General features: G+C 71.2%; 11 protein-coding genes. 1 reads left to right on the top strand and 10 read right to left on the bottom strand.

Annotated features, from left to right (window positions below):
* The 8 genes from argH to argC all read right to left on the bottom strand — a co-directional run.
* Positions 1-1,379, bottom strand: a 1,379-nt coding sequence (gene argH / locus VGZ32_RS02665) for an argininosuccinate lyase (RefSeq protein ID WP_326884164.1), incomplete at its 3' end; no start/stop codon positions are given.
* Positions 1,376-1,510, bottom strand: a complete 135-nt coding sequence (locus tag VGZ32_RS02660; RefSeq protein WP_326884163.1) for a hypothetical protein — start codon at positions 1,508-1,510, stop codon at positions 1,376-1,378. The genes argH and VGZ32_RS02660, both read right to left, overlap by 4 nt.
* A gap of 59 nt (positions 1,511-1,569) precedes the next feature.
* A complete protein-coding gene (locus VGZ32_RS02655) occupies positions 1,570-2,118 on the bottom strand; it encodes an arginine repressor (protein ID WP_326884162.1) in 549 nt (182 codons plus the stop codon).
* On the bottom strand, positions 2,115-3,053 hold the full coding sequence (argF, locus tag VGZ32_RS02650) for an ornithine carbamoyltransferase (RefSeq protein WP_326884161.1): 939 nt from the start codon (positions 3,051-3,053) through the stop codon (positions 2,115-2,117). The genes VGZ32_RS02655 and argF overlap by 4 nt, the downstream gene beginning before the upstream one ends.
* On the bottom strand, positions 3,053-4,300 hold the full coding sequence (locus VGZ32_RS02645) for an acetylornithine transaminase (protein WP_326884160.1): 1,248 nt from the start codon (positions 4,298-4,300) through the stop codon (positions 3,053-3,055). The genes argF and VGZ32_RS02645 overlap by 1 nt, the downstream gene beginning before the upstream one ends.
* Complete coding sequence (gene argB, locus VGZ32_RS02640; RefSeq protein ID WP_326884159.1) at positions 4,297-5,217, bottom strand: acetylglutamate kinase; 921 nt, start codon at positions 5,215-5,217, stop codon at positions 4,297-4,299. Before argB ends, VGZ32_RS02645 begins: the two co-directional genes overlap by 4 nt.
* Positions 5,214-6,365, bottom strand: coding sequence for a bifunctional glutamate N-acetyltransferase/amino-acid acetyltransferase ArgJ (argJ, locus tag VGZ32_RS02635; RefSeq protein WP_326884158.1), 1,152 nt, complete (start codon positions 6,363-6,365; stop codon positions 5,214-5,216). Before argJ ends, argB begins: the two co-directional genes overlap by 4 nt.
* On the bottom strand, positions 6,362-7,423 hold the full coding sequence (gene argC / locus VGZ32_RS02630; RefSeq protein WP_326884157.1) for an N-acetyl-gamma-glutamyl-phosphate reductase: 1,062 nt from the start codon (positions 7,421-7,423) through the stop codon (positions 6,362-6,364). Before argC ends, argJ begins: the two co-directional genes overlap by 4 nt.
* 132 nt (positions 7,424-7,555) lie before the next feature.
* On the opposite strand from argC, the gene VGZ32_RS02625 reads away from it, so the two are divergent.
* Positions 7,556-8,113, top strand: coding sequence for a Uma2 family endonuclease (locus VGZ32_RS02625; RefSeq protein WP_326884156.1), 558 nt, complete (start codon positions 7,556-7,558; stop codon positions 8,111-8,113).
* Between the two features lie 110 nt (positions 8,114-8,223).
* Here the strand turns inward: VGZ32_RS02625 and pheT are convergent, their stop codons facing one another.
* Both pheT and pheS read right to left on the bottom strand, forming a co-directional pair.
* Positions 8,224-10,701, bottom strand: a complete 2,478-nt coding sequence (pheT, locus tag VGZ32_RS02620) for a phenylalanine--tRNA ligase subunit beta (protein WP_326884155.1) — start codon at positions 10,699-10,701, stop codon at positions 8,224-8,226.
* Positions 10,701-11,834, bottom strand: a complete 1,134-nt coding sequence (gene pheS / locus VGZ32_RS02615) for a phenylalanine--tRNA ligase subunit alpha (protein WP_326884154.1) — start codon at positions 11,832-11,834, stop codon at positions 10,701-10,703. The genes pheT and pheS overlap by 1 nt, the downstream gene beginning before the upstream one ends.

Below are 11,834 nucleotides of genomic sequence, written 5' to 3'. Positions count from 1 at the left end.
GCCAGCTGTTCGCGGACGCGGACGGGTGCGGTGCCGCCGCGTCCGTCGCGCGAGGCGAGGGAGCCGGGGACGGTCAGCACCTCGCGGACCGCGGGCGTGAGCCGGGCGTCGATCGCGCTCAGATCGGCGTCGGTCAGCTGGGACAGCTCCAGGCCGCGTTCTTCGCAGTAGCGGACGCTGGCTCCGGCGATCTCGTGCGCCTGGCGGAACGGGACTCCCTGCTTGACCAGCCATTCGGCGACATCGGTGGCCAGCGAGAACCCTTCGGGGGCCAGTTCCGCCATACGGTCGCGGTGGAACGTGATCGTCGCGATCATGCCGGTGAAGGCGGGGAGCAGGACGGCCAGGGTGTCGACGGAGTCGAACACCGGCTCCTTGTCCTCTTGTAGATCGCGGTTGTAGGCGAGCGGAAGGGCCTTGAGCGTGGCCAGCAGGCCGGCGAGGTTGCCGATCAGCCGGCCGGACTTGCCGCGGGCCAGCTCGGCGATGTCCGGGTTCTTCTTCTGCGGCATGATCGACGAGCCGGTCGCGTAAGCGTCATCGAGGGTGGCGAAGCGGAACTCGCGGGTGGTCCAGAGGATGACCTCTTCGGCGATCCGCGAGATGTCGACGCCGATCATGGCGGCGACGAAGGCGAATTCGGCCACATAGTCGCGTGCGGCGGTACCGTCGATGGAGTTGGCCGCGCTGCCGGAGAAGCCGAGTTCGGCCGCCACGCCCACCGGGTCGAGGCCGAGGGTGGATCCGGCCAGCGCTCCGCTGCCGTACGGCGAGACGTCGGTGCGCCGGTCCCAGTCGCGCAGCCGCTCGACGTCGCGGCCGAGCGCGTGCACGTGCGCGAGCAGGTGGTGCGCGAGAAGCACCGGCTGGGCGTGCTGTAGGTGGGTGCGGCCGGGCATGGCGACGTCGATGTTCGCCTCGGCCTGGTCGGCGAGCGCCTGCTGCAGGTCGGTGACCAGAGCGGCCAGGTGTCTGGCCTGGTCGCGCAGGTACATCCGGCCGAGCGTGGCGATCTGGTCGTTGCGGGAACGACCTGCGCGCAGCCTGCCGCCGAGTTCCGGGCCGACCCGTTCGATCAGGCCGCGCTCGAGGGCGGTGTGGCAGTCCTCGTCGGCGACGGTGGGGGTGAAGGCGCCGGACTCGACATCGGCTTCGAGCTTGTCCAGGCCGAGCAGCATGCTCTCAAGTTCCGTGTCGGACAGCAGCTCGGCCTTGTGCAGGGCCCGAGCGTGGGCGCGCGATCCGGCGAGGTCGTATGTAGCCAGACGCCAGTCGAAATGCACGCTCGCGGACAATGCAGCGAGCGCGTCGCTCGGGCCGCTGCTGAAGCGGGAGCTCCACAGGAGGTTGGGCTTCTTCTCGCCGTTGGTCACGGTCATCCCTCCACGTCCGGCACGTCCTGTCGCGCGGCTGTATTCGAGTGCAGACTGCCGCTCTGGTCGGCGGCCCTGCCGAGGCTCGCGGAGGCGTTCGGACCTCCGGAGCGGGTGGGGATGACGCGGGCGGTCATGGCTGCTCCCTTCGTCGGACGGTCGCGGCGGGCGGCGCGGACGCCGGGTCGGCGCGTGATCAGCCGCGGTGAGCGGCCTGGATGAGTTGGCGGGCTAGATCGGGGCCTCCGGTGGGCTCGCGGCAGATGACCAGGACAGTGTCGTCGCCGGCGATCGTGCCCATCACGGTGGCGGTGACGCCGTGGTTGTCGGCGTGGTCGATGGCGGAGGCGAGGAACTGTGCGGCGCCCGGTGGCGTGCGCAGGACCACCAGGTTGGCCGAGCCCTCCGCAGTCACCAGCAGCTCGCCGAGCAGCCGCTTGAGCCGCGCCTCGAGGACGCTCGGCTCGCGGGCGGCCCGCGGCGCGCCGTCGCCGCCCTCGCTGCGCAGCGCGTAGACGAGGGTGCCGTCCGTGTCGCGGATCCGCACGGCGCCGAGCTCGTCGAGGTCGCGGGAGAGGGTGGCCTGGGTGACCGAGAACCCCTCCTCAGCGAGCAGGTCGGCCAGAGCGGTCTGCGACCTGACCTGGTGGCGGTCGAGGATGTCGGCGATGCGCTGGTGGCGGGCGCGCCGGGTGTTGGCGGTGGTCAGCGCGCTCAGGGCGGGCTGGCCGGGGATCTCGCTCATCGTCGCTCCCGGCGACTGTGCCCGATCAGGAAGCTGAGCAGCGCCTTCTGGACGTGCAGGCGGTTCTCCGCTTCGTCCCAGACGGCCGACTGGGGGCCGTCGATGACCGAGGCGGCTATCTCCTTGCCCCGGTAGGCGGGCAGGCAGTGCATGGCGATCGCGTCCGGGGCGGCGAGGGCGAGAGCCGCTTCGTCGACGGCGTAGGGCTTGAATACGTCGACTCGGTCGGCCTGCTCGGCTTCCTGGCCCATGGACACCCAGGTGTCGGTGACCAGGACGTCGGCTCCGGTGGCGGCGGCCTTGGCGTCGTGTTCCACGGTCACCGAGCCGCCGGTCTGTGCGGCGATGCGGGCGGCGTCGGCGACGATCACCGGGTCGGGCTGGTACGCGGCGGGTGTACCGATGCGCACGTGCATGCCGGCGAGCGCGCCGCCGAGCAGGTACGAGTGCGCCATGTTGTTGGCGCCGTCACCGAGGTAGCTGAGCACCACTCCGGCGAGGGTGCCCTTGCGCTCGCGGACGGTTTGGAGGTCGCCGAGGATCTGGCACGGGTGGAACTGGTCGGTCAGGGCATTGATGACCGGTACGCGGGAGACGGCGGCCATCGCCTCGATCCGGTCCTGGCCGAAGGTGCGCCAGACGATCGCCTCGACCTGGCGGTCGAGGACGCGGGTGGTGTCCTCGACCGGCTCGCCCCGGCCGAGCTGGCTACCGCTCGCGTCGATGATGAGGGGGTAGCCGCCGAGTTGGGCGATGCCGACGGAGAAGGACACCCGGGTGCGGGTGGAGGGCTTGTCGAAGAGCACGGCGACGGCTTTGGGGCCGGCGAGCACCTGGTGCCCGAGCGGATCGGCCTTGAGCCGGTCGGCGAGATCGAGGACCTCGGCCTGCTCGGCCGGGGTGAGGTCGTCGTCGCGGAGGAAGTGGCGGATCATCAGGCGCTCCCCTCGGTGTAGGTGTCGAGCAGGGTCGGCAGGGCAGTCAGGAACTCGTCGGTCTGGGCGTGGGTCAGGATCAGCGGCGGGGCGAGCCGCACCGCGGTCGGGTTGACCGCGTTGACGATGAAGCCGGCGTCGAGGGCGGCGTCGGCGACCCGGGCCGCCATCGGCGCGGTCAGCTCGATCGCGAGCAGCAAGCCGGTGCCGCGGACCTGGGAGACGGCAGGGTGGTCCAGGGCGAGGATGCCTTCGCGCAGGTGGGCGCCGACGGCGGCGACGTTCGCGAGCAGTCCGTCGCGCTCTATCGCGTGCAGGACGGCGAGGCCGGCTGCGCACGCCACCGGGTTGCCGCCGAAGGTGGTTCCGTGCGCGCCGGGCTCGAACAACTGGGCGGCGCGGCCGAGGGCGATCGAGGCGCCGAGCGGCAGGCCGCCGCCGAGTCCCTTGGCGGCGGAGATCACGTCGGGCCGCCAGTTTCCGGAAGCTTGAGCCTCGGGCTGGTAAGCGAACCAGGCGCCGGTGCGTCCGATGCCGGTCTGGACCTCGTCCAGAACGAACAGGGCGCCGTATCGCGCCGTGATCTCGCGGGCGGCGGTGAGGTAGCCGGGCGGCGCGGGCAGGACGCCGCGCTCGCCTTGGACCGGCTCGACGATGAACGCGGCGGTCTGGCCGTCGATCGCGGCTTCGAGCGCGGCGACGTCGCCGTAGGGCACGAAGGTCACGTCTCCGGGCAGCGGGAGGAACGGGTCGCGGATGCCGGGTTTGCCGGTCAGGGCGAGCGAGCCCATGGTGCGGCCGTGGAACCCGCCCTCGGCGGCGACGACCTTCGTGCGGCCGGTGAGCCGGGAGAGCTTGAACGCGGCCTCGTTCGCTTCGGCGCCGGAGTTGCAGAAGAAGACCCGGGCGTCGCCGCCGACCAGGTCGACGAGGCGTTCGGCGAGGGCGATCTGCGGCGCGGTGCCGAAGAAGTTGCTCACGTGCCCGAGGGTGGTCAGCTGGGCGGTCACCGCCTGGACGATCAGCGGGTGGGCGTGGCCGAGGGTGTTGACCGCGATGCCGGCGAACAGGTCGAGGTAGCGGCGGCCGTCGGCGTCCCAGAGCTGGGCGCCCTCGCCGCGGACGAACACGCGCTTCGGCGGGCCGAAGGTGTTCATCAGCGCGTGCGTGTAGCGGTCGGTCCAAGCCTGCGACAGGCCGGTGTGCGGGTGGAGCGCGGGCAGTGCCTCGGCGGAAGCGATCGTCATCCCGGCACCACCATGGTCCCGATCCCCTCGTCCGTGAAGACTTCCAGAAGCAGCGAGTGTTGGACGCGGCCGTCGAGGACGTGCGCCGCGTGGACACCACCGCGCACGGCGCGCAGGCAGGCCTCCATCTTGGGCGCCATGCCAGAGGAGAGGCTGGGCAGCCGGCCGGCGAGTTCGTCGGCGGTCAACTGACTGATCACTTCTTCGGGGGGACGAGAAGCGCCATTGCCGGACGGCGGCCAGTCGGCGTAGAGCCCTTCGACGTCAGTCAGGACGACCAGCTTCTCCGCGCGCAAGCCGACCGCGAGCGCGGAGGCTGCGGTGTCCGCGTTGACGTTGTACACCCCGCCGTCGTCGGCCCGGGCCACGCTGGAGACCACCGGGATGCGCCCGTCGTCGAGTAGTGCGGTGATCACGGAGGCGTCGACCTTGACCACGTCGCCGACCCGGCCGATGTCGATCTTCTCGCCGTCCACCTCGGCCAGGCGCTTCTCGGCCAGCAGGGTGTTGCCGTCCTCGCCGGACAGGCCGACGGCGAAGGAGCCGTGCGCGTTGATCAGCCCGACGATCTCGCGCTGGACCTGGCCGGTCAGGACCATGCGGACCACGTCCATGGCTTCGGGCGTGGTGATCCGCAGGCCGCCGGCGAACTTCGCCTCGAGCCCGGACCGCTCGAGCTGGCGGGTGATCTGCGGGCCACCGCCGTGCACCACGACAGGGCGCAGTCCCGCGTAGCGCAGGAAGACCACGTCCTGCGCGAAGGCCCGCTTCAGGTCCTCGTCGACCATCGCGTTGCCGCCGAACTTCACCACGACGGTGGCGCCGTGGAAGCGGGAGAGCCAGGGCAGCGCCTGGGTGAGGACCTGCGCCTTCGCCAGGGCCTCGTGGGAGCGGGTGCCGCCCGCGGTGGTCTTCACGAGGAGTACGCCGAGTTCTCGTGGACGTATTCCTTGGTCAGGTCGTTGGTCCAGACGGTGGCGGTGGCATCGCCGGCGTCCAGGTCGACCACGACGTGTACGTGCCGGGGTTTCAGGTCGCATAGCTCGCGGTCCTCGCCGACGGAGCCGTCGCGGCACACCCAGACGTCGTTGATGGCGACGGAGAGCTTGTCGGGCTCGAAGGCCGCGGAGGTGGTGCCGACGGCGGACAGCACGCGCCCCCAGTTGGGGTCCTCGCCGTAGATCGCGCATTTGAACAGGTTGCTGCGGGCGATGGAGCGGGCGGCCTCGACCGCGTCGGACTCGTCGGCGGCGTGACGGATCTCGATCTCGATGTCCTTCGAGGCGCCCTCGGCATCGGCGATGAGCTGGCGGGCCAACGAGTCGCAGACCTCGAGGACGGCGGCGGCGAACGATTCCGGAGCCGGCGCGACTCCGGAGGCGCCGGAGGCCAGGAGAATGACGGTGTCGTTGGTGGACATGCAGCCGTCCGAGTCGATGCGGTCGAAGGTGCGGGCGACAGCCGAACGCAGGGCATTGTCAAGCTCGGGAGCGGGGACGTCGGCGTCGGTGGTGAGCACACACAGCATGGTCGCCAGGCCCGGGGCGAGCATGCCGGCTCCCTTGGCCATGCCGCCGACCGTGAAGCCGTCGCGGTGGGCGACGGCCGTCTTGGCGACGGTGTCCGTGGTGCGGATCGCTTCGGCGGCATCGGCGCCGCCGTCGGCGGAGAGCAGGTCTGCTGCGGTCGCCAAGCCGGGGAGCAGCTTCTCCATCGGCAGGCGGATCCCGATCAGGCCGGTGGAGCAGACCCCGATCTCGGCGGCGGAGGTGTCGAGCAGTTCGGCGAGGCGTTCGGCGGTGGCATGGGTGTCCTGGAAGCCGAGCGGCCCGGTGCAGGCGTTGGCTCCGCCGGAGTTGAGGACCACGGCGTGCAGGGCGCCTGAGGTGAGGACCTGCTGACTCCAGAGGACGGGGGCGGCCTTAACCCGGTTGGAGGTGAAGACGCCCGCGGCGGCGCGGGATGGTCCGTCGTTGACGACGAGGGCGAGATCGGGCGCGCCGCTGGACTTGATGCCCGCTGCGATGCCCGAGGCGCGGAATCCGCGCGCGGCGGTGACGGTCACGGAGCCACTCCGATCGTGGTCAGCCCGGCGGTCTCGTCCCAGCCGAGGGCGAGGTTCATGCACTGCACGGCGCCTCCGGCGGTGCCCTTGGCGAGGTTGTCGATCGCGCCGACGACCACGACGCGCCGGGCGGCCTCGTCGAGCGCGACCTGGAGGTGCACGGAGTTGGAGCCGAGCACTGCGGCGGTCTGCGGCCAGTTGCCCTCTGGCAGCAGTGTGACGAACGGTTCGTCGCCATAGGCTTTTTCGTAGGTGGCGCGGAGAGCTTCGTAGCCGACGCCGGGCAGCGCCGGGGCGGAGCAGCTGGCCAGGATGCCGCGGGACATCGGGACCAGGATCGGGGTGAAGGACACAGACACCGCAGCTCCCGCGGCCCGCTCGAGGTTCTGGCTGAACTCGGGGGTGTGCCGGTGTGCGCCGCCGACCTGGTAGGCGGAGGCGTTACCCATGATCTCGGAGCCAAGCAGATTGGGCTTGAGGGAGCGGCCCGCTCCCGAGGTCCCGGTCGCCGCGGTGACGACGACCTCCGGCGCGACGAGCCCAGCAGCGAGCGCGGGGTACAGGGCGAGTGTGCCGACGGTCGGGAAGCAGCCAGGGACGGCCACCCGCTTGGTGGAGCGAAGGATCTCGCGCGTGCTGGGCCCACCGGCGGCGCCCGGGAGTTCAGGCAGACCATAGGGCCACGTGCCAGCGTGTTCGGAGTGGTAGAACGCGGACCACGCGCCGGCGTCGGCGAGGCGGAAGTCGGCCCCACAGTCGATGATGACCACCTCGGGTCCGAGCGCCTGGGCGACGGCTCCGGACTGGCCGTGCGGCAGGGCCAGGAAGACGACGTCGTGGCCAGCCAGCGTCTCCGGATCGGTGGCGCCGAGAACGCGGTCGGTCAGCGGCCCGAGATGAGGCTGGTGCTCGCCCAGCGACGAACCCGCGTTCGCTCCGGCGGTCAGCGCGCCGATCTGCGCGCGACCGTCGAGCACGGCGGGATGACCGAGGAGGGTCCGCAGGATCTCCCCGCCCGCGTAGCCGGTCGCCCCTGCGACCGCGATCCGGATGGTCATGTGCATGATGATACAGCGGTTCGAATGAGTATGCAATCCCGGAAACGGCGTCGCCTCCAAGAGTGATCTTTCGGCAAGCCGCCACGCACCGTGCCCTGAAGGTGCTGACATCGGGCTGAAAGGAGGGTCGCGATGACCATCGCAGACTTCGATTTCTGGGTGTCAGACATGCAGGAGCTGATCGAGCTCCCACGGCGCGCCAGGCTGCGGCTGACCGAGAACGGGTTGACGATCACCCCGGCAAGCCAAGCGCACAAGGCGACGCAGACGGAGCTCGCAAATCAGATCGGCGACAAGCTCCCCGGCTGGCAGTGGCTCAGCCAATTCAGCGTGGTACCGCCTCGGGAGGGCTACAAGCCCGAGCCCGACGTATCGGCCGTGAGGGCAGAGGACTTCGATCCCGCTGCGAGCGAGGCGTGCGAAGACAGGCTGCCTTTCGTCGTGGAGATCGTGGCCAAGGAAAGCCGTGAGCGGCATCACGAGACTAAGCCCGCCCACTACGCACTGCGTGGGATTCCCGCCTACCTCGTCGTCGACGTCCGGCGAGCGACCTGGACGCTGTATCAGGAGCCGAATGAGGCAAAGTATCAGCGGGTCACTGAGGGGGAATTCGGCGAGGAGATCGTGATCCCGGTCGACGGTGAGCCGATGCTGCGGCTCGACTCGTCGAAGTTCCGCCGGTTCGTGTAGACAGCAGTTGCGCAGGCATCGCGGGTAGCGAGGCTGTGGGCCGCGAGCATCTGCTCGCGGCCCACAGCCGTCCGCTGTCCGGACGCGCGTTCTCCGTCGGTCGTTCGCTACTAGGCGCCGCGGAGGACGGCGCCGGTGCGCTCGGCGGCCAGTGCGACGGCGGAGTCGCGCGCGGCCGTTGCTTCCTCCACAGTGAGCGTGCGGTCGGCGGCGCGGAATCGCAGCGAGAAGGCGAGGGACTTCTTGCCTTCGCCGATCCGCTCTCCTTCGTAGACGTCGAACAGGCGCAGCGACTCGAGTAGCGCGCCCGCGCCGTTTTCGAGCGCCGTGTGGACCTCGGCCGCGGGGACCGCCTTGTCGACGACCAATGCGACGTCCTGGGTCGCCACCGGGAAGGTCGACACCGCCGGGCCTTGCACGGGGACGTCCTGCTCCGGCATCAGCGCGCCCAGGTCCAGCTCCATCGCGCAGACTCGGGGTGGCAGACCCATCGCCGTCAGGACCTTGGGATGCAGCTCGCCCGCATGGCCGACGAGGCGGCCGTCCACGGTCAGCTTTGCGCAGCGGCCCGGGTGCCAGGGTGCGTGCTGATGCTGCGCGATTTCGAGCTCCACGCCGCACGCTTTGGCCACGGTGCGCGCCGCCTCGATCGCGTCCGCCCAGCCCGCCGGGCGGCCCGGCCCCCACCAGCCGTCCGGTTCCCGCTGCCCGGCGAGCACCACGGCGGCGCGCTCCGGCTGGTCGGGAAGCGCCGCGGCGAGCGCGGCCAGCTGCGCGTCGCTCGGGCGGCTGTCGGTGGGCAGGCGCGGCGGAGCGGGCGCGCCGGGACGCGGCCGGAACACCAGGCCTGTCTCGAACAGCGCCGCGTCGGGGAAGCCGCGCCCGATGTTGCGGCGCAGCGTCGCGAGCAGACCCGGCAGCAGCGTGGTGCGCAGTTCCGGCTGCTCGTCAGAGATCGGATTGAGCAGGCGCAGGGTGGTGCGGCGCGGGTCGTCGGCGTCGAGACCGAGTTGGTCGAAGTCCTTTTGTCCGACGAACGGATAGCAGAGCACCTCGACGTAGCCCGCGTCGGCCAGGGAGCGGCCCACCCGCCGACGGGCACGCTGCTTCACCGTCAAGCCACGCCCGGGCGGCACCGTCGGCATGGCCGAGGGCACCCGGTCGTAACCCTCGAGCCGGATCACCTCCTCGGCCAGGTCGTTCGGGTCGGTCAGGTCCGGGCGCCAGGACGGCGGGGTGATCAGTAGATCGTCCCGGCCCTCCACCGCGCAGCCGATCTCCTGGAGCCGCCCGACCACGGTCTCGCGGGTGTATTCGAGGCCGGCGACCCGGCCGGGCAGCTCGGCGTCGATCGCGATGGGCATCGGCTGCGCCGGGCGGGTGGACTCGATGGTCAGCGCCGTGTCCGCCTCGCCCTGGCCGAGCAGCACCAGCAGATCGACCGTGCGCTGGACCGCAGCCGCGGCGGCGTTCGGGTCGACTCCGCGCTCGAACCGGCGCGAGGCCTCCGACGGCAGCTTGTGCCGCCGGGCGGCGCGGGCGATGGCGACCGGGTCGAAGTGCGCGCCCTCGATCAGCACGTCCGTCGTAGTCGGCTGGACCTCGGTGGCCGCCCCGCCCATCACCCCGGCCAGGCCGATCGGCCCCGAGGCGTCGGCGATGACCAGGTCCTCGAGGTCGAGCTTGCGGTGGGAGCCGTCGAGGGTCTCCAGGATCTCCCCGGGCTGTGCGCGGCGCACGGTGATCGGACCGGTGAGCTTGTCCGCGGCGTAGGCGTGCAGCGGCTGACCGATCTCCAGCATCACGTAGTTGGTGATGTCGACGATCAGCGAGATCGGGCGCATCCCGGCCAGCTGGATGCGGCGCTGCATCCACAGCGGCGACGGAGAGAGCGGGTCGATGCCGCGCACCGCACGCGCGACGAACAGGTCGCAGCCGAGCGGATCGCCGAGCCGCACCGGATAGCCGGTCGATGTGGGTGCAGGGGTGTCCAGCAGCGCTGGGTCGCGCAGCGAGACGCCATAGGCAATCGCCGCTTCGCGCGCGATGCCGCGCATGGACAGGCAGTAGCCGCGGTCCGGGGTCACCGCGATGTCCAGCACCTCGTCGCGGATCCCGAGCAGCTCTATCGCGTCGGCGCCGACCTCGCACTCGTCCGGCAGCACGATGATGCCGGAGTGGTCGTCGCCGAGGCCGAGCTCGCGGGCCGAGCAGATCATGCCGTCGGAGACGTGGCCGTAGGTCGACCGCGCGGTGATCTTGAACTCGCCGGGCAGTACCGCGCCAGGCAGCGCGACGACCACCTTGTCGCCGGTGCCGAAATTCTGCGCGCCGCAGATGATCCCGCGGGTGTCCTCGAGGGCGGGGCCGACCTGCACCTGGCAGAAGCGGATGGCCTTCTTGAAGCCGGTCAGCTCCTCGATCTCCAGGACGTGGCCGACCACCAGCGGGCCGATCAGGCCGACGCCGGACCCGTGCACGGCTTCCACCTCGAGACCGGCCCGGACCAGCAGGTCGGCCACCTCGCGGCCGGTCGCCTCAGCGGGAAGGTCTACGTACTCCCGCAGCCAGCTGAGCGGGACGCGCATCAGACCTCCACCCCGAACGGAAGGGTGAAGCGGACGTCACCCTCGACGATGTCGTGCATGTCGGCGATGTTGTGGCGGAACATCATGGTCCGCTCCAGGCCCACGCCGAAGGCGAAGCCGCTGTACCGCTCCGGGTCCACCCCGGCGGCGAGCAGCACCCTCGGGTTGACCACGCCGCAGCCGCCCCACTCGATCCACCCCTCGGAGTTGCAGGTGCGGCAGGGGCGGTCGGGGTTGCCGACGGACTCGCCGCGGCAGACGAAGCAGAGCAGGTCCATCTCGGCACTCGGCTCGGTGAACGGGAAGTAGGAAGGGCGCAGCCGGGTGGTGATGGCTTCGCCGAACATGGACGAGGCGAAGTGGTCCAGGGTGCCCTTGAGGTGCGCCATGGTGATGCCCTCGTCCACGGCCAGGCCCTCGATCTGGCCGAAGACCGGGGTGTGCGTGGCGTCGAGGGCGTCGGTGCGGTAGACCCGGCCGGGGCAGATCACGTACACGGGCAGCTCGCGGGTGAGCAGCGAGCGGATCTGGACCGGCGAGGTGTGGGTGCGCAGGACCAGCGAATCGGTCGCGCCGTCGCCCTCGCGCTCGCCGGGGGTGTCGACGAAGAAGGTGTCCTGCATGGTGCGGGCGGGGTGGTCGCGCCGGATGTTGAGCGCGTCGAAGTTCATCCACTCGCTCTCCACCTCGGGCCCTTCGGCGATCTCCCAGCCGATCGCGGTGAACACGTCGGCGATGCGCTCCTGAAGGGTCGTCAGCGGGTGCCGGGCGCCGCGCGGGGCCCGGTCCCAGGGCAGCGTGGCGTCGACGGCCTCCTCGACCAGGACCCGCGCGTCGCGCTCCGCCTCGAGCTGCTCCTGCCGCTCGGCCAGCGCCTTGTTCACCGCGGCGCGCGCCCGGCCGACCCGCTTTCCCGCGTCGGCCTTGGCGGCGGGGGGCAGCGCGCCGATCTCCCGGTTGGCCAGCGCCAGCGGGGAGCGGTCCCCGGCGTGCGCCACCTTGGCCTCGTGCAGGGCCGCGAGGTTGGCGGCCGCGGCGACGGCCTTCAGCGCCTCGTCGCGGGCGCGCTCGACCGCTTCGGGTTTGAGCACGTCGACCTCCACGGGGTCGAACGTCTTGTTCGGTGCAGACAT

This window comes from Actinocrinis sp. (assembly GCF_035938995.1).
GTDB lineage: Bacteria > Actinomycetota > Actinomycetes > Streptomycetales > Catenulisporaceae > DASZGI01.
Note: the sequence above shows the minus strand (reverse complement) of the source record. Positions and strands in the feature narration are given on the sequence as shown.